A 16922-nucleotide genomic window follows, 5' to 3' on the forward strand; every position below is an offset into this window, starting at 1 on the left:
GTCGACACCTTGATCGTCAGCCCGGCGCCGACGGCGCCTGCCCTCGATCCCGGCCCCACCGACCGGATGCGCGGCTGGGCGGTCACCATCTTCCTCACCACGCTGGCGGCGATCACCCGCTTCGTCATGCTCGGCTACCCCACCGACGCGGGCACCCCGGTGTTCGACGAGAAGCACTATGCGCCCCAGGGCTGGCAGGTGCTCACCGGCGGCTGGCTCGAGGACAACCCCGGCTATGGCCTCGTGGTGCACCCGCCGATCGGCAAGCAGTTGATCGCCGTCGGCGAGGCGATCTTCGGCTACAACGGCTGGGGCTGGCGGTTCGCGTCCGCGGTCGCGGGCACCATCCTGGTGCTGCTCGTGGTGCGGATCGTCCGCCGAATGGCCCGCTCCACCCTCGTCGGGGCGATCGCCGGGCTGCTGATCATCGCCGACGGCGTCACGTTCGTGTCCTCGCGGATCGGGATGCTGGACATCTTCATGGCCGTGTTCGTGGTCGCGGCGTTCGGCTGTCTCGTGGTCGACCGGGACCAGGTGCGCGAACGAATGGCCCTGGTGTGGGTCGAGGGCCGCATCCACGACTCCCCGTACGGGCCACGACTCGGCGTGCGCTGGTGGCGATTCGGCGCGGGCGTGCTGCTCGGGCTGGCGTGCGGCACCAAGTGGTCGGGCGTGTACTTCATCGTCTTCTTCGGTCTCCTGAGCGTCGCGTTCGACGTTGCCGCCCGGCGCGCCTACGGCGTCCGCAGACCGTGGATCGGCGCCGGGCTGCGTGACGTGGGGCCGGCGCTCTACGCGCTGGTCGTGATCCCGCTGCTGGTGTACCTGGCGAGCTACTGGTCGTGGTTCGCCTCGGAGACCGGCGTCGACCGGAACGCCGTCGGCACCAAGGTGGGCCTCGGCGGGAACTTCGCGTTCGTCCCGGACGCGCTGCGCTCGCTCTGGTACTACAGCGGAAACGTGCTCGAATTCCACTCCGGGCTCACCAATTCCGCGGGCAACCATCACCCGTGGGAGTCGAAGCCGTGGTCGTGGCCGATGGGGCTGCGCCCGATGCTGTACTACTTCGCCGACGGCGAGCAGATCTCCGGGTGCGGCGCATCGAGCTGCGTCAAGGCGGTCATGCTGATCGGCACCCCGGCTATCTGGTGGCTGGCGCTGCCGATGCTCGCGTGGGCGCTGTGGCGCACGGTGGTGTCGAAGGACTGGCGCTACGCGGCCGTGCTCACCGGCTACGGCGCCGGACTGCTGCCGTGGTTCGTCACCATGGACCGCCAGATGTACTTCTTCTACGCCGTCGCCCTTGCCCCGTTCCTCGTGATGGGACTGGCGCTGGCGCTCGGCGAGATCATCGGCAGGGCCCGTGCCTCCGCGGAACGACGCGGCACCGGCCTGCTCGCGGTCTGCCTCTACCTCGGCCTGGTGATCGCGAACTTCATCTGGCTCTGGCCGGTTCTCACCGCGATCCCGATCACGCCGGAGGCCTGGCAGCAGCAGCTGTGGCTGCCGAGCTGGCGCTGACCCGGACTTCGGGTTGCCCCCGCTGAATTCAATCAAGCATGCTTGATTGTTTTTCCGTTCGCGCCTACAGTCGCCTCCCAAGGGGCCGAATGTGACCCCAGTCACCAACCTCGTGGGCGCCCAGCCGTTCGGGTGGCGCGTCCCTTGACGTCCAGTGGAGGCCACGTATGCAAGCCGATCTGTCCGGTCTGACCGCGCTCGAGGTCAATCTGGCCACCCGCACCTCGCTGGGCGACGCCCTCACCCGGTCGGCCCGAATGCTCGGCTCCCGCACCGCGATCGCGGACCGCGGCCGCTCGGTCACCTACCGCGAACTCGACGCCGCAGCGGAGTCCTTCGGGCGCTCGCTCCTCGAGTCGGGGCTGTCCCACCAGCAACCGGTCGCGATGCTGATGGGCAATTCGTGGCAGTTCGTCGCGACCTACTTCGCCTGCGCCAAGGCGGGCCTGGTGGCGATGCCGGTGAACGTCGTGCTCGCGCCCGAGGACATCGCGTGGATCCTGAACGACTCCGGCACCACCACCGTCGTCGCCGATGCCGCCTTCGCCCCGCTCCTCGAGAAGATCCTGCCCGAGCTGACCGGGGTGAAGTCCGTTGTCCTCGTCGGCGCGGAACCGGCCACTGCGGTGGGCGGGCTCGCGACCCGATCCTGGGAGGATCTCGCGTCACGTGCGGCCGCCGGTCCGCTCGAGGTGCTCGTCGAGGACCGCGACGTGGTGCAGTGCCTGTACACCTCCGGCACCACGTCCCGCCCCAAGGGTGTTCTGGTCAGCCACACCGCGGTCTTCGTGGCGGGCCTGACCAACGCGTTGATGCAGGGCGCATCCTGGGGTGGCGAGCACGCGACCCTGGTCAACGTGCTGCCGATGTTCCACACCACGGGCCTGAACACGCTGGTCCTGCCGACCCTGATGATCGGCGGCACGGTGGTGCTGCCCGGACCGTTCGACCCGGGCGCCGTGCTCGACGCCATCGAGGCGCACCGGGCGACCCACGTGATGTTCCTGCCGATCATGTACCGCGCACTGGTGGGCACGCAGGCCGCCGCGGCGCGGGACCTCTCCTCGGTCAAGCTGTGCATCTACGCGATGGCCCCCATGCCCGACGCACTCCTGGATCAGGTCGACGAGGCGTTCCCGAACGCGGCGGTGATCCTCGGGTCCGGTCAGACCGAGGTGGTCCCCGCGACCGTGCTGCAGTGGCCGGAGCACCGCCACACCAAGGCGAACTCGTGGGGTCCGCCGGTCCCGACCGTCGAGGTGCAGATCATGGACAACGACGGCGCGCTGCTGCCCGCGGGCGAGACCGGCGAGATCGTCTACCGGGGACCGCATGTCAGCAGCGGCTACTGGAACAACGCCGACGCCAATCGGGCGGCCTTCGCGCACGGCTGGTTCCACAGCGGCGACGTCGGCCATCTCGACGAGGACGGGGTCGTCTGGTTCACCGATCGACTCAAGGACATCATCAAGAGCGGCGGCGAGAACGTCTCGTCCGTGGATGTCGAGCGTGTCGTCTCGGCGGCGCCGGGGGTCCAGGAGTGCTCCGTCGTCGGTCTGCCGGACGAGCGCTGGGGCGAGGCGGTCTGCGCGGTGGTCGTCGCCACTGACGCCACCGTCGCACCCGGCGAGCTCGAAGCCCAGGTGATCGCCCACGCCAAGCAACACCTCGCCGGTTTCCAGGTGCCCAAGCGAGTGATCGTCGTCGACGAATTGCCCAAGACTGCGACCGGCAAGGCCCGCAAGCATGAACTCAGGGCCGGCTTGAGCCGCTGAGCAGTCCGATGAGACGGAAACCCGTGCTGCTCACGGGTTTCCGTCCCATCAGGCCGAGGAACCGTTACCGACAGACCTACTCGGACCGCGTCGGGGGCGCGGCGTCCGCCGCCGCTCCCGCTTCGCCTCCAGGATCATCGGGTCGTGACACAGGTCCCGGTAGAGCGAGACACACAAGCCGATCATCACCAGGACGAACGGCGCCGCCGCGATGATCGTCATCGTCTGCAGACCGTGCAGCGCGTCCTCGCCGCCCGTCCACAGCAGCAACGCCGCGACCCCGCCGGTGGCCAGACCCCAGAAGATCACGACCCAGCGGCTGGGGTCGAGGGTGCCGCGCTGCGAGAGCGTTCCCATCACCATCGACGCGGCGTCCGCGCCGGAGACGAAGAAGATCGAGACCAGGAGCATCACCAGGACGGTCGAGATGCCGGCCAGCGGCAGATTGTCCAGCATGCCGAAGAGCTGGGATTCGGAGCTACCGCGCCCCGCCAGGTCGATGCCGCTGCGCTGCTCGCCGATGGCCGCGCCGCCGAACACCGAGAACCAGAACAGGCTGACCAGACTCGGGACCAAGATCACGCCGATCACGAACTCGCGGATGGTGCGGCCGCGGCTGATGCGGGCCAGGAACATGCCGACGAACGGGGTCCACGAGATCCACCAGGCCCAGTAGAAGATCGTCCACGAGGACAGCCACTCGGCGGTCTCCGGATTGCTCGATGCCGCTGTGCGGGCGGACATCTCCGCGATCTCGGCGGCGTAGGCGCCAAGGGCGGTGGGTATCAGATTGAGGATCAGCACCGTCGGCCCGAGCACGAATACGAACAGCGCGAGCACCAGCGCCAGCACCATGTTGATGTTCGACAACCACTGAATGCCCTTGGCTACTCCCGAGACCGCGGACGCGACGAACACCAGCGTCAACACGGCGACGATGGCGACAAGCAGCAGCGTGCCCGCCTCGTCCAACCAGCCCGCGACCTCGAAGCCCGAGCCGATCTGCAGCGCGCCCAACCCGAGGGACGCGGCGGTTCCGAACATGGTCGCGAAGATGGCCAGGATATCGATGACCTTGCCGATCGGCCCCTCCGCGCGACGCCCGAGCAGCGCGACGAACGCGGAGCTGAAGAGCTGCTTGCGACCGCGCCGGTAGGTGCCGTAGGCGAGCGCCAACCCCACCACCGCGTAGGTGGACCACGGATGCAGGCTCCAGTGGAACATCGTGGTCGCCATCGCTGTGCCGACGCCCCCGTCGGTCCCCGGCGGCGGGTTCACGAAATGTGCGAGCGGCTCGGCGACACCGAAGTACATGAGCCCGATGCCCATTCCCGCACTGAACATCATGGCGATCCAACTGACGGTGTTGAACTCCGGCTTCTCGCCGTCCTTCCCGAGCGGGATCCGGCCGTACTTGCTCAGTGCCAGCCACAGGGCGAACAACACGAATCCGGTGGCGGCCAGAATGAACAGCCAGCCCAGGTTGGTGACCAGCCAATCGAGCACGGTGCCGGTGACGGAATCGAGGCTGTCCGGACCGACCAGGCCCCAGACCACGATCGCAGCGACGATCGCGGCGGTGACCCCGAATACCACATGGTCGGTCCGGACACCGCTCGTGCGCGTCAAGACATGACCGATGATCTCGTCGTCGGTGCGGTCGGAATCCTGCTCGGATAGATCGGAATTCGACGCCATGTGCTCCTACGTTGCTTGCCCGCTCCGGCAAAAGCAAGCGCGACAGGCGTGGAACGACGACCTACCCGAGCGGCTCCGTCCCGCTACGCCCTCGACCGTGCCGACGATTTACGGCCGAGAATCCCGTCGACGCTGAACCGTCCGGCGCCGGTCGCGGCGAGCAGCAGCGATCCCACGCCGAGCGCCAGTACCAGCTCGTATCCGCCTTCGCCGACGAAGATGCCCTTGTCGTAGTGCACGATGGCGAACGCCCCGACCATGTTGAGGAACAACAGGATCCCGGCGATCGGCGTGGCGACCCCCGCGATGAGGGCGAAGCCACCCACCAGTTCGATGGTCGCGGCCACGATCGCGGAGAGGTCCGGCATGGGCGCGCCCATGCCCTCGAACGCGATCTGCGTCTTGTCGATCCCCATGGTGAAGAACTTCTGCCAGCCGTGGGCGACGAAGATGACGCCGATGCCGACCCGGGCGATGAGGATGGCGAGGTCACGGAATGCGGCGGATTTCATGATGGAGTCCTTTTCGGTGTGCGGCGCGACGGACGGGAACGGCACCAACTCTGACACACCATGGTTGAAGCGTCAACCATTACGCCGGTCGCGGGACCCGTTCAGGCCCCCCGCAGCGCCGCCTTGAACAAACGCTCGGCGGTCTCGTCGCCGAGGCCGAGTCCGCGGACGGTGGCGACGTAGTCGGTGGCGGCGCGCTGCGCGGCGGCCATCGAGGCGTCTCCGACCGCGGCCACGAAGGACCCCAGCCGCCCCCTCGTCTCGATCGCCCCGAGCTGTTCGAGCTCTCGATACGCGCGGGCCACGGTGTTCGCGGCCAGCCCCAGCTCCTCGGCGAGGGCCCGCACGGTCGGCAGCTTGGTGCCCGCGATCAGCTCGCCGCGCCGGACGCGATCGAGGATCTGCAGCCGCAGCTGCTCATACGGCGCCGTGGACGAGTGTGGGTCGATGTCGATGCGCATGATCAACGCTAACCCCGCGACGCCGCGGTCAGTCCGCGAACGCCTCCGCCACACCGTCGAACCACGCCGACTCCTCGACAAGGCTGCGACTGCGCCAGCCCTCGGGCGTGCGAACGAGCTCGTGGTTGTACCAGCCGCCGCAGAAGAACTGCCTGTCCTTCTTGACGATCATCGGATTGAAGAACATGGCCCGGACCCGGGCCCGGTCACCGTCGAGTTCCACGTCGATGTTCGAGACGAAGTGCTGCGTCTGCGCGAACAGGTCGAGCATCGTCGCGAGCTGCGCGACGACGAACTCCAGGTCACCGACCGGCCCTCCCGCGGTGGAGTAGTCGATGTGCGCGTCCGGGGTGAACACGGTGCGATAGAGATCCCAGTCCTTGCTGTCCACGGCGTGCGCATAGCGGGTGAACAGATCCTGTATCTCGATGCGGTCGGAGATCGTCTGCAGGTCCATGCCGACATACAAACGCACCGGCGGCCCGTCGCGCCGCCGAATGCGCCAACGACTGCCGTTCAGGTCCGCCCGGCGCCCGTGCGCCTCGCCGCGAGCGCCGCGGTGACGCGGACCAGATCCCGCGGCGACGACACGTCCAGCCCGGTCAACGTCGAGAGCTTGCGAAGCCGGTAGAGCACCGTGTTCGGATGGACGTGTAGGGCCACGGCCGCGGCCGCCCGGTCGTAGCCGGCGTCAACGAAGGCTTCGAGGGTGCGCAGGATCGGCTCGTGGGCATCCAACGGGGACAACAGATTCGCCAGCACCGCGTGCGCTGCGCTCGCCCTGGTCAGCTGATACTCGACCGGGACATCCCGCAGCCGGAAGAGCCCGCCGCGGTGCCCGTGACACCGCGCCACCTCGAGTACCTCGCGAGCCTCCTGCAACGCGCCGGGTACCCGGGACGGCACCGCGGCGGAGACCGCGATGACGACCGCGGCGCCGATCGCCCGTTCGAGATCGAGCAGATTGCGCCGCAGCTGCGCGAACTGGGTGCTGTCCTCCCAGTTGTCCTCGGCGGGATCGGAATCGACGATGGGGATCAGCGCCGTCCCGCCGCTGCTGGTCACCGCGCACAGCGCCTTGTCCCTGCCGACGTTGTCGAGTTCGCGCTGCAGCCGCCGCACCTTGCGGCGCTCGGCCACCGCGGTGTCCACCTCCGCCGCGGATTCGTCGGGGTGCGGATCGACGTGGATCGCGACGATCCAGTAGAGCCGGGCGAGCGTCAGACCGACCCGATCCGCGGTCCCGGCCGGGTCGGTTCCCGCGGACAACGCCATCAGCAGGGCGCGCCTGGCGGCGTCGTCCTCCCCCGCGGTCGCATGGTCCGACCCGTATCCGGCCACCACCGCGGACGTCGCGGCCAGCAGGTAGGTGTGCAGCTGCCGCCCGGCCCGCGCCAGGGCCGGACCGTCCCCGTCGGTGGCCAGCTCCGCGATCGCCGCCCACCAGTGCTGGATCCCGAGGTGGTACGCGTGCAGCACCTCGGCGAGCGGTACCAGTTCCTCCGCACGGCGGCCGGCGGAATCACGCAGCTCCGCAACCTCCCCCGGGGTCGGCTCACCCGCGGTCCTCAGCATCGCGATGAACAGTTCCAGGTTCCGGCGCACGATGGCGGTGACGTCGATGCGGATGGCTTCCTCGGGTAGCGACCGGTAGAAGGGCACATCGGTCCGCACCGCGTGCACCGTCTCCGCGACCAGCGCGTGCGTCCGCTGGGCCAGCTGGTCCGCCAGCGACCGACCGCCGATCGTGATGGGCCCGTCCGGGTCACTTTTGATTCCAGACACAAAAACCTCCGAATAGTTGATCGCAATCTACAACCGCGACCAGCAGTTTTCCGATCACTATGTAATCCACGCCACTCTCAGATGCACAAAGGGCGCATCACACGGGGGCGGGCTATGAGAGAAGGAGTCTCGGTGACCAACATGATCCGTCGCGCCACCCGGTCGGGAGCCACGGCCGCCGCCACACTGTGTCTGCTGGCGGCCGCGGCCGCGGGCGCGGGCGACGCCGGCGCTGCGCCGCCGCAACCCGGCGCGATCGACTACGTCGCGCTCGGCGACTCCGCCGCCGCCGGGCCGCTGCTCCCCGACCAGGACATGAGCGCACCCGGATGCCTGCGGTCACGGGACAACTACCCCGCGGTGGTCGCCGCGGCCCTCGGCGCCACCCTCACCGACGTCACCTGCTCGTCCGCCAGGACGGCACACATCACCGACACGCGGCAGGGCACGTTCGCCGGTGCCGTGCCCCCGCAGCTCGATGCGCTCGGTCCCGACACCGACCTCGTCACGGTCACCATCGGAGCGAACGACTTCAACCTCTTCAGCACTGCCCTCAGCTGCACCAACCCGCTGCCGCAACCGACCGGCACCTCCTGCCGCGACAAGTTCACCGCGGGTGGGCGCAACCAGCAGCGGGACCTGATCCGCGACTGGGCCCCGACCTGGGGCGCGATGCTCGACAAGATCCGCGAACGCGCACCCCACGCCGAGATCGCGGTGGTCGGGTACGGCACCTACCTCCGACCGGGCGGATGCCCTGCGCAGCAGCCGATCTGGCCGCAAGACGCCGACTACCTGCAGAGCGTGATGGCGGACGCGAACGAGGCGATGGCGGCCGAGGCGGCCCGACGCGACATCCGATTCATCGACATCAGGCAGGCCACCTCCGGCCACGACATCTGCGCGGGCCCCACCCAGGCCCACTATGCGGGTCTGGTCCCGTCGGAGCCCGCGGTGCCGCTGCACCCGACGGTGCTCGGCATGCAGGCGATCGGCGCACACGTCGCCGGCGAGCTGCGCTGAGCGCCACGCCCCATCCCACCGCACCGCCTGCAGCAGTGCACTTTCCGTCCCCCACCCTCACCGAACCAGCGAGGCCCCATGTCCGTGCACGAACCAACGGTTGCGCCATCGGCGCTGCCTGCCGCCACGACCAAGGTCGTCAGCGGGGCGCTGATCGCCCTGTTCCTGGCGAATCTGGTCAACTTCTTCGACCGTGCGATCCCGTCGGTGGTCGCCGAACCCATCAAGGCCGAGTTCTCGCTCAGCGACTTGCAACTCGGCCTCATCATGTCGGCGTTCACGTTGGTGTACGCGGTGGCGGGGCTGCCGCTCGGCCGACTCGCAGACCGCGGCAACCGGCCGAAGATCATCGGCGCCGGGCTGCTGCTGTGGAGCGGACTGACCGCGGCGACCGGCGCCGCGGGCAACTACATGCTCTTCATCCTGGCCCGGCTCGGTGTCGGCGTCGGCGAGGCCAGCTTCACCCCGGCCGCGAATTCGATGATCGGCGACATGTATCCGGCGGAGCGACGCTCACGGGCGCTCGGCGTCTTCATGCTCGGACTCCCGGTCGGACTCATGCTGGCGTACTTCACCGTCGGCAAGATCACGGAGGCCTTCGGTTCCTGGCGGGCGCCGTTCTTCGTGGCGGCCGTGCCCGGTGTGCTGCTCGCCCTTGTCATGTTCCGGATGCGCGACCCCGAACGCGGCGGCTCGGAGCACACCGCGGCGGGCGCCGTGCTCACGGACGACGCCGCGATCACCCGGCCGATCCGCCGACTGCTGTCGATCCCGACCCTGCGCTGGCTGATCCTCGCGGGCTTGACGTTCAACTTCGCCGCGTACGCGGTGAACTCGTTCGTGGTTCCGCTGCTGATGCGCCAGTACGAACTGAAGCTGACACCTGCCGCCGCGGTCACCGGGATCATCGTCGGCTTGACCGGGCTGATCGGCCTGCTGGCGGGCGCGCGACTGGCGGACCGCGCGGCGACCACCTCACCGAACGCGCGGCTCACCATCGGAGTCGTCAGCTGCGCGGTGGCCGCGCCGCTGACCGCCCTCGCGCTGATGCAGAACGGCGGGAGCGTCGTGGCGTTCACCGCGCTCTTCGCCGCCGGCTGGCTGCTCGCCTATGGCTTCTACATCAGCGTCTACCCCGCGATCCACGACGTGGTGGTCCCGCGACTGCGCGCCACCGCGACCGCGCTGTTCTTCGCGGCCATGTACCTGCTCGGTGGATTCTCGGGCCCGGTCGTGGTCGGCGCCATCTCCGACTGGTTCGCTCAGCGGGCCCTCGACGCGGCCGGCACCGGCACGCTTGCACAGTATTCGGGCCAGGGGTTGAACTCGGCCATGTACCTGATCCCGCTGATGTTGGTCCTCACGGCCGTGTTCATCTACCTGGCCACCCGAACCATCGCCGCCGACTCCACCCGGATGCGCCGGTCACTGGAGGGCCGGTGAACGGTTCGGGGACAATGACGTCATGGCCGACGCGACTATCTATCACAACCAGCGCTGCAGCACCTCGCGCACCGTTCTGAAGCTGATCGAGGAGGCCGGCATCGAGCCGACGATCGTCAAGTACCTGGAGACGCCGCCCTCGCGCGACGGACTGCGGAAGCTCCTCGACGACGCCGGGCTCAAGCCGAGCGAGGCGATCCGCAAGAAGGAAGCGGTCTACAAGGAACTCGGCCTGGCCGAGGCGAGCGAGGACGAACTGCTCGAGGCCATGGTGGAGAACCCGATCCTCATCGAGCGGCCCATCGTGGTGACGGCCAAGGGCACCGTGCTCGCCCGGCCGGCCGAGCGGGTCGCCACGATCCTGTAGCCACACCGATCCGAACACGGCCCCGCCGGCTCACGCCGACGGGGCCGTGCTGCGTTCACTTCTGGATTCCTACGATCCCACCGAACCGAAATCGACCGATCCCAGATCCATAGAGCCGAGATCGAGCGAGCCCGACGCGTCCTCCTCCTCGGTCTCCACCGGCTCCGGCTCCGTGACGACCGGGGTCTCGGGCACCGCGACCTCCTCCGGCGTCCAGACGCCGCAGTTGTAGGTGACGAAGGTGCTGTCGGTGGCCTGCAGCGTGACCGCCGACGGGCCGTTGGTCTGCATGTACTCGATGACCGTCGGCTGCCCGTTCGTGAGCGAGAGCCGCGTCCAGGTGCACGGTGCGCCGAGCGTTGTCGGCCCCGTCGACTCGTAGGTGCCCGGCGCGAGCCCGGCGGTACCCACCTGGAACCCACCGTCGTGGGTGATTACCGGGGTGCCGGCAAAGGCGACGCCCGCGCCCGCGAGAACGCCTCCCGCAACCGCCACGGATGCGATCGACATCGAAACCAGCTTGCGCATAACTTCCTTCCACACTTAGTCCAAGTTGGACAATTGTCCAAGCGAGAAGGTAGCCACAATCGGGGTGATCACACGACGAATCCCGCATTGGTGACGCGGGTCACAGAAGGGGTGCGGCGGCGACGGTTTCGCCTGCCGCATCGGACCTTTGGCGGTTCAGAGCAGATCGCGCGACACCGGGCAGGACATGCACCGCGGGCCGCCCCGGCCCGAGCCGAGCTCGGACCCGGATATGCGCAGCACCTCGATCCCCGATGCCTCCAGCCGCGAGTTCGTCACGACGTTCCGCTCGTAGGCGACGACCACCCCCGGCTCCAGTGCGAGAGTGTTGTTGCCGTCGTCCCACTGCTCGCGTTCGGCAGTGACGTTGTCGAGCCCGGTGTCGATCACCCGGAGCTTGCCGATGCCCATCGCGTCGGCCGCGGCCTTCAGGAACGGTTCGGCGCCTCGAATGCTCACCCCCACGTCCTCACGGTGAATGGTGAACGCGGACAGACTGTCCTGAATGGCGGGATACATCACCACGGCGTCGACGTCGACCATCGTGCACACCGTGTCGAGGTGCATCGACGCTCGCGACTGGGCGATCGGGACCACCAGCACCGAGTGTGCGAGGCCGTCCTCGAAAACGCTGCGCGCCAACGCCTCCGCCCCGGCCGGGGTGGTCCGCTCTCCCACCCCCACGGCCACCACACCCGGCGCGAGCAGCAATACGTCGCCGCCCTCGACCGGCGCGGTATGCGACTCATAGGCCCGCCGCACCCCGAGAAAGCGGGGGTGGTGCGCGTAGATCAGGTCGGTCAGCGAGGCCTCGCGCACCCGGGCAGGCAGGGCCAGCGCGGTGATCGCGACCCTGTCCCCGATCCAGAAGGAGGAGTCCCTGGTGAACAGCAGGTTCGGCAGCGGCTCGATCACGAAGTCGCCGCCGTGGTGCATCCGCCGCACCAGCGATGCGCCGCCGGGCCCGAGCGGGAGCTCGTCGAACGTCATACCCGCGGTCAGGATGGTGGCCAGGGCCGCGGGCTCGACGGACCGCAGGTGCGCGGCGAGTTCCTGGGCGAGCGGGTGGCCGAGCCGGCGGGGGTCGACTGCCGCCGAGATGCCCTGCATGCGGGCCGCTCCGCTCACGGTCAGGGTCTCGGTGAGCACCTCTGGCAACAGCAGCACCTCGACCCCACGCGAGCGCAGCAGCGCGGCGAACGCGTCGTGCTCCTCCTGCGCCCGGTCCACCCAGGGCAACCCGTCGAACAGCAGTTGGTCGTTGTTGCGCGGGGTCAGCCGCTTGAGCTCGTCACCGGGGCGGTGCAGGAGCACGGTGCGCAGGGTGCCCACCTCGGAGTTGGCCCCCAACACGGACGGCCCCTCGTTTCCCACTGCGCTGCGCTCCATGGCTAGACGGTAGTGCGCGCCAGGCCGCGCCGCGAGGGCTTCGAATCAGGGGCCTGACCCGATTCCCTCAACTAAGGTCGAGGTCGACGAGGGGAGGCGCCGGTGGAGATGCCGGACTGGAAGGCCAAGGAACTCACCCCGGGGCAGCTGTCCGAGCGCAGCGGGGTGGCGGTGTCCGCGTTGCATTTCTATGAGCGTGAGGGGCTCATAGAGAGCCGCCGGACAAGTGGGAACCAGCGCCGCTATGCACGCGACACCCTGCGCCGGGTGGCCTTCATCCGGATCTCCCAGCAGGTAGGCATCCCGCTCGCGGAGATCCGGGAGGCGCTCGACACGCTGCCCGAGGGACGGACCCCGACCCGGGCCGACTGGGAACGGCTCTCGACGAGCTGGCACGCCGACCTGGACCGGCGCATCGAGCAGCTGACCCGACTCCGGGACAACCTCACCGGCTGCATCGGCTGCGGATGCCTGTCCATGAACAGCTGCGCGCTCGCCAACCCGCACGACCGGCTCGCCACCGCGGGCCCCGGTGCCCGGGTACTGGACGTTCGACTCCGCCGCTGATCACCCGGGCTCGGCGCACGGCCTCAGCGCAGCAGGCCGCGCTCGCGCGCCGCGGCAACGGCGGCCGTCCTGCTGTCCACGCCGAGCTTCGAGAACACATGCACCAGATGCGACTTCACGGTCGCCTCGGTGACGAACAGTTGCTTGGCGATGGCCCGGTTCGACAGCCCGTCCGCCACCAGCCGGACGATCTCCGTCTCGCGGGCGCTCAGGTCGACCCGGGGCTCACGGATCCGCCGGTACAGCCGTTGCGCCACATCCGGATTGAGTACCGTCTCGCCCCTGGACGCGGCCCACACCGCGTCCAGCAGCACCTGCGGATCGCTGTCCTTGAGCAGGTACCCGGCCGCACCGGCCTCGACCGCGCGCAGGATGTCGGCGTCGGTGTCATAGGTGGTGAGCACCACCACCCGCGGCGGATCGGGTCGGGCCATGATCGCCTCGGTGGACTGCGCGCCGTCCATTCCCGCGCCGAGTCGCAGGTCCATCAGCACCACGTCCGGCCGTGTCGTCTCGACCAATTCGAGCGCCTGCTCGCCCGAGGCCGCCTCCGCCACCACGTCCAGGCCCTCGTGCGAGGACAGCAGGGCCCGCAACCCAGCCCGGACCACCGGATGATCGTCGACCAGCAACAGCCGCAGCCGCGGGCCGGTCACGACTGTGCCCCTGAGACGGGAAGCGTTGCCGCCAGGGCAGTTCCGTCGCCCGGCGCCGACTCGACGACCAGCGAGCCGCCCAGCGTCTCGAGCCGGTCGCGCATCGCGCGCAGTCCGAACGAGGCCGGATCGACAACGGAAGCGGGATCGAACCCCACCCCGTCGTCCACGACATCGAGACGCACCTCGTCCTGGTCGTAGCTCAGCGTCACCCGGACGTTCTCGGCCTGCGAATGCAGCCGGACGTTGGCCAGCGCGCTCTGCGCCACGCGCAACAACGCCACATCGAAGTCCATCGGCAGCGGCAGCGGATCCCCCTCGACATGCAGCAGGCCGACGATCCCGGTGTGCGTGCCCAGCTGCGTCAACTGGCGGCCTAACGCGGACTCCAGCGAGGCGTCCTCGAGCGCCGACGGCGTCAGCGCCCCGACCACCCGGCGTGCCTCGGCGAGGTTGTCCTGGGCGGTCTCCGCGATCTGCGCGAGGACCGCCTTGGGGTCATCGCCGCGCTGACCCGCACGAGCCAACAGCACGATGGACGAGAAGCCCTGCGCCAGGGTGTCGTGGATGTCCCTCGCCAGCCGTGCGCGCTCCGCCACCGCGCCCGCCTCGCGTTGCAACGCGTTCAATTCGTCCTGCGCGCTGAGCAATTCGTCGTGGGATCGGGTCAGTTCGTCCAACAGGCGCTGACGTTGCTGGGTGTCGCGCAGCAACTGCTGGTAGATCAGCGCCATCCCCGCAGCGGCGGTCGCACCGAAGATCGGACCGAGGAAGGACGCGACGGTGTTGCTGGTGCCGTGCAAGAGCGTGGCGGCGATGACCACCGCGGTGATCGCGACCGTCGCCGCCAGCGCCACCCTGGTCGAGAGCAGATGGAAGCACAGGAAGAACAGCGGGAACGCCACCCACACGAAGCCGGCACCGAGCACGGACAGCCCGAGCCAGCCGAGCACCAGGACGCCCAGCCACAGCGGTCCGTACCAGTCGCGGCCCGTCGTCTCGGCGGCGCGACGGGCGAACCACACTCCGAGCAGGTACCAGGCCAGCACCGCCGCGGCGAGCACGAATGCGGGCAGCGGATTCGGCTCATCGACGGCCGCCCTGGCGGTCCCGACGGCCAGCAGGACGAGGAACAGCCCGTGCGCGCCGACCTGCATGATGCGCAGCACCGGCGTCGTGCCGCGTGCGTGGCGGTATTCGGGCAACAGCATTTCATCCACGCTAACACCACCCGGGGCTCTGACCGGCCGCGATCCGGGAAGTCCAACTTTCGATTGATCCGGGTACCCATCCGTTGCGCGATGCCGGACCGAACCCTCATTCGCGAGGCTGGAAGCCATGTTCCTCAGTATTCGTGACCTCCGATTCGCCAAGGGCCGCTTCGCTCTGATGAGCGCGGTCCTCTTCCTCATCTCGCTGATGGTCGTGATGCTCTCCGGCCTCACGGCCGGGCTCGGGAACCAGTCGATCGCGGCGATCCAGAACGTGGGCGCCGATCGGTTCGCGTTCGGCGAGCCCGCCGAGGGTCAGAAGGTCGCGTTCACCGACTCCCAGGTCACCGAGGCCCAGCGGGCACAGCTCGCCTCCACGCCCGGCGTGGACGAGGCCTCGATTCTCGGCATCGCACCCCTCCGGATCACCGCCGACGGTCGCGATGTCAGCGCCAGCGGCTTCGGCGTCGCGGGCGACTCCTTCGCCGCGCCCGTCCCGCTGCACACCGGCGAGATCGCGGTCGACAGGAAGCTCGCGGACGAGAACGGCTGGGCCGTCGGCACCACCGTCGACATCGCAGGACACCCGCTCACGATCGGAACGCTCGTCGACGACTCGTACTACAGCCACCAGTCGGTGGTGTGGCTCGACCTCGCCGACTGGCGCCTGCTGCCGACCGCGGGTGACAGCGAGGGCACGACGATCGCATTGCGCACCTCCTCCGACTTCGACGCGGCGGCCGCCGAATCCCTCACCGGTACCGCCATCACCGACGAGAAGGGCGCCCTCAACGCCATCGGCGCATACTCCTCCGAGCGCGGCTCGCTGCTGCTGATGCAGGGCATGCTCCTGGCGATCAGCGCGTTGGTCGTCGGTGCCTTCTTCACCATCTGGACGATCCAGCGCGGCCAGGACCTGGCGGTCCTCAAGGCCGTCGGCGCCTCCACCCGGTACCTGCTCGTCGACGCACTCGGTCAGGGGCTGATCGTTCTCACCCTCGGCGCGGGCCTCGGCACCCTCGCCGCGATCGGGCTCGGCTCGGTGGCCGCGAGTGCGGTCCCGTTCACCCTCACGGTGACCGGCACACTCGTCCCGTTCTTCGCGCTGATCGCGCTGGGCATGCTCGGCGCCGCGGCGGCCCTGACCCGCATCGTCAAGGTCGACCCGCTGACCGCGCTCGGCGCGGCCAGGTAACCGCCGACCGCACCGCAGGCACACGTAAACCCCACGCCTCCAGGAGTATCCATGAGCATCACACTGAAGAACACGGTCCTCACCTACCCCGACGGCGACACCCGGCTGCGCGCCCTCGACGACGTGTCCCTCACGGTCGAGCGCGGCCAACTCGCCGCGATCACCGGGCCGTCCGGCTCGGGCAAATCCAGCCTGCTCGCCGTCGCGGGCCTGCTGATCACCCCCGACTCGGGCACCGTCACCATCGACGGCACCGACGTCACCGGCCTGGACCGGACGGCCCGCACGACCGTGCGCCGCAAGCAGCTCGGATTCGTCTTTCAGCAGGCCAACCTGATGGCCTCGCTGACCGCAACGGAGCAGCTGCTGATGATCACCCATCTCGGCGGCGGCAGCGTTCGCGGCCAGCGCGCCAGGGCCAGGGACCTGCTGTCCACGTTGGGGCTCGAGAAGCAGCTGGACCGGCGACCGCACCAGCTCTCCGGCGGACAACGGCAGCGGGTCGCGATCGCGCGCAGCCTGATGAACGATCCGTCGGTGTTGCTCGTCGACGAGCCGACCTCGGCGCTGGACGAGGACCGCAGCCGCGAGATCGTCGCGCTGCTGGCCACCCTCAGCCACGAACGCAACGTTGCGACCGTGATGGTCACCCACGACCTCAGCCAGCTCGACCTGGTCGACGGCGTCTACGAGATGCACAGCGGGATGCTGACGACGGCGACAGTGCCTGCATAGCTGCACGCGAATGAGCCCCCGCGTGGGCGGGGGCTCATCTGCTGCGCCGAAGCGCG

General features: G+C 69.1%; 17 protein-coding genes. 8 read left to right on the plus strand and 9 right to left on the minus strand.

The window, feature by feature from the left end:
• Positions 1–12 precede the first annotated feature (12 nt).
• The gene (locus JOE46_RS12155) at positions 13–1521 is read left to right on the plus strand and encodes a phospholipid carrier-dependent glycosyltransferase (protein ID WP_097212401.1); all 1509 of its coding nucleotides are present in this window, start codon (positions 13–15) and stop codon (positions 1519–1521) included.
• A 167-nt stretch (positions 1522–1688) separates the two neighbouring features.
• Positions 1689–3296 carry a class I adenylate-forming enzyme family protein gene (locus tag JOE46_RS12160; RefSeq protein WP_209927352.1) on the plus strand — a complete coding sequence of 536 codons (1608 nt, stop codon included), beginning with the start codon at positions 1689–1691 and terminating at the stop codon, positions 3294–3296.
• A 48-nt stretch (positions 3297–3344) separates the two neighbouring features.
• Here JOE46_RS12160 and JOE46_RS12165 read toward each other — a convergent pair whose 3' ends face one another.
• From JOE46_RS12165 to JOE46_RS12185, 5 genes are all read right to left on the minus strand, one after another.
• Positions 3345–4994 (minus strand): BCCT family transporter, encoded by a 1650-nt coding sequence (locus JOE46_RS12165; RefSeq protein WP_097212255.1) that lies wholly within the window; start codon positions 4992–4994, stop codon positions 3345–3347.
• 83 nt (positions 4995–5077) lie between these two features.
• Positions 5078–5506, minus strand: coding sequence for a DoxX family protein (locus tag JOE46_RS12170; protein WP_097212400.1), 429 nt, complete (start codon positions 5504–5506; stop codon positions 5078–5080).
• A gap of 101 nt (positions 5507–5607) precedes the next feature.
• The gene (locus tag JOE46_RS12175) at positions 5608–5967 is read right to left on the minus strand and encodes a GntR family transcriptional regulator (protein WP_097212254.1); all 360 of its coding nucleotides are present in this window, start codon (positions 5965–5967) and stop codon (positions 5608–5610) included.
• A gap of 28 nt (positions 5968–5995) precedes the next feature.
• Positions 5996–6424 (minus strand): nuclear transport factor 2 family protein, encoded by a 429-nt coding sequence (locus tag JOE46_RS12180; protein WP_097212253.1) that lies wholly within the window; start codon positions 6422–6424, stop codon positions 5996–5998.
• Between the two features lie 59 nt (positions 6425–6483).
• Positions 6484–7752, minus strand: coding sequence for a CdaR family transcriptional regulator (locus JOE46_RS12185; protein ID WP_209927353.1), 1269 nt, complete (start codon positions 7750–7752; stop codon positions 6484–6486).
• A 141-nt stretch (positions 7753–7893) separates the two neighbouring features.
• On the opposite strand from JOE46_RS12185, the gene JOE46_RS12190 reads away from it, so the two are divergent.
• The 3 genes from JOE46_RS12190 to arsC all read left to right on the plus strand — a co-directional run bounded on the left by JOE46_RS12190 (position 7894) and on the right by arsC (position 10585).
• Positions 7894–8775 (plus strand): SGNH/GDSL hydrolase family protein, encoded by an 882-nt coding sequence (locus JOE46_RS12190; RefSeq protein WP_209929089.1) that lies wholly within the window; start codon positions 7894–7896, stop codon positions 8773–8775.
• Between the two features lie 78 nt (positions 8776–8853).
• Positions 8854–10218 (plus strand): MFS transporter, encoded by a 1365-nt coding sequence (locus JOE46_RS12195; RefSeq protein ID WP_209927355.1) that lies wholly within the window; start codon positions 8854–8856, stop codon positions 10216–10218.
• Between the two features lie 22 nt (positions 10219–10240).
• On the plus strand, positions 10241–10585 hold the full coding sequence (gene arsC / locus JOE46_RS12200) for an arsenate reductase (glutaredoxin) (protein ID WP_097212250.1): 345 nt from the start codon (positions 10241–10243) through the stop codon (positions 10583–10585).
• A 69-nt stretch (positions 10586–10654) separates the two neighbouring features.
• Here arsC and JOE46_RS12205 read toward each other — a convergent pair whose 3' ends face one another.
• Together JOE46_RS12205 and JOE46_RS12210 are read right to left on the minus strand one after the other, a co-directional pair.
• Positions 10655–11095: a hypothetical protein gene (locus JOE46_RS12205; RefSeq protein WP_209927357.1), complete on the minus strand. Its 441-nt coding sequence runs from the start codon at positions 11093–11095 to the stop codon at positions 10655–10657.
• 174 nt (positions 11096–11269) lie between these two features.
• On the minus strand, positions 11270–12502 hold the full coding sequence (locus JOE46_RS12210; RefSeq protein ID WP_209927358.1) for an arginine deiminase: 1233 nt from the start codon (positions 12500–12502) through the stop codon (positions 11270–11272).
• 102 nt (positions 12503–12604) lie between these two features.
• Between JOE46_RS12210 and soxR the strand changes: the two genes are divergently transcribed.
• Positions 12605–13069, plus strand: a complete 465-nt coding sequence (soxR, locus tag JOE46_RS12215; RefSeq protein WP_027501142.1) for a redox-sensitive transcriptional activator SoxR — start codon at positions 12605–12607, stop codon at positions 13067–13069.
• Between the two features lie 23 nt (positions 13070–13092).
• Here the strand turns inward: soxR and JOE46_RS12220 are convergent, their stop codons facing one another.
• Together JOE46_RS12220 and JOE46_RS12225 are read right to left on the minus strand one after the other, a co-directional pair.
• A complete protein-coding gene (locus tag JOE46_RS12220) occupies positions 13093–13725 on the minus strand; it encodes a response regulator transcription factor (RefSeq protein ID WP_169310525.1) in 633 nt (210 codons plus the stop codon).
• Positions 13722–14936 carry a sensor histidine kinase gene (locus JOE46_RS12225; protein WP_245221035.1) on the minus strand — a complete coding sequence of 405 codons (1215 nt, stop codon included), beginning with the start codon at positions 14934–14936 and terminating at the stop codon, positions 13722–13724. The genes JOE46_RS12220 and JOE46_RS12225 overlap by 4 nt, the downstream gene beginning before the upstream one ends.
• A 127-nt stretch (positions 14937–15063) precedes the next feature.
• Between JOE46_RS12225 and JOE46_RS12230 the strand changes: the two genes are divergently transcribed.
• Both JOE46_RS12230 and JOE46_RS12235 read left to right on the plus strand, forming a co-directional pair.
• The gene (locus tag JOE46_RS12230; protein WP_209927362.1) at positions 15064–16131 is read left to right on the plus strand and encodes an ABC transporter permease; all 1068 of its coding nucleotides are present in this window, start codon (positions 15064–15066) and stop codon (positions 16129–16131) included.
• 51 nt (positions 16132–16182) lie between these two features.
• Positions 16183–16866, plus strand: a complete 684-nt coding sequence (locus JOE46_RS12235; protein ID WP_209927364.1) for an ABC transporter ATP-binding protein — start codon at positions 16183–16185, stop codon at positions 16864–16866.
• Positions 16867–16922: the final 56 nt, after the last annotated feature.

The sequence above is a fragment of the Rhodococcus sp. PvR099 genome, from assembly GCF_017833315.1.
In the GTDB taxonomy this organism is placed as follows: Bacteria; Actinomycetota; Actinomycetes; order Mycobacteriales; family Mycobacteriaceae; genus Rhodococcus_G; species Rhodococcus_G oryzae.

Excerpts from the sequence above, each read along its gene's own strand:
- JOE46_RS12170 (WP_097212400.1), bottom strand. The coding sequence starts at position 5,506 with ATGAAATCCGCCGCATTCCGTGACCTCGCCATCCTCATCGCCCGGGTC.
- JOE46_RS12190 (WP_209929089.1), top strand. The coding sequence starts at position 7,894 with ATGATCCGTCGCGCCACCCGGTCGGGAGCCACGGCCGCCGCCACACTG.
- JOE46_RS12165 (WP_097212255.1), bottom strand. The coding sequence starts at position 4,994 with ATGGCGTCGAATTCCGATCTATCCGAGCAGGATTCCGACCGCACCGAC.
- JOE46_RS12205 (WP_209927357.1), bottom strand. The coding sequence starts at position 11,095 with ATGTCGATCGCATCCGTGGCGGTTGCGGGAGGCGTTCTCGCGGGCGCG.
- JOE46_RS12175 (WP_097212254.1), bottom strand. The coding sequence starts at position 5,967 with ATGCGCATCGACATCGACCCACACTCGTCCACGGCGCCGTATGAGCAG.
- JOE46_RS12210 (WP_209927358.1), bottom strand. The coding sequence starts at position 12,502 with ATGGAGCGCAGCGCAGTGGGAAACGAGGGGCCGTCCGTGTTGGGGGCC.
- JOE46_RS12225 (WP_245221035.1), bottom strand. The coding sequence starts at position 14,936 with ATGCTGTTGCCCGAATACCGCCACGCACGCGGCACGACGCCGGTGCTG.
- JOE46_RS12195 (WP_209927355.1), top strand. The coding sequence starts at position 8,854 with ATGTCCGTGCACGAACCAACGGTTGCGCCATCGGCGCTGCCTGCCGCC.
- JOE46_RS12230 (WP_209927362.1), top strand. The coding sequence starts at position 15,064 with ATGTTCCTCAGTATTCGTGACCTCCGATTCGCCAAGGGCCGCTTCGCT.
- JOE46_RS12160 (WP_209927352.1), top strand. The coding sequence starts at position 1,689 with ATGCAAGCCGATCTGTCCGGTCTGACCGCGCTCGAGGTCAATCTGGCC.
- arsC (WP_097212250.1), top strand. The coding sequence starts at position 10,241 with ATGGCCGACGCGACTATCTATCACAACCAGCGCTGCAGCACCTCGCGC.
- JOE46_RS12180 (WP_097212253.1), bottom strand. The coding sequence starts at position 6,424 with ATGGACCTGCAGACGATCTCCGACCGCATCGAGATACAGGATCTGTTC.
- JOE46_RS12235 (WP_209927364.1), top strand. The coding sequence starts at position 16,183 with ATGAGCATCACACTGAAGAACACGGTCCTCACCTACCCCGACGGCGAC.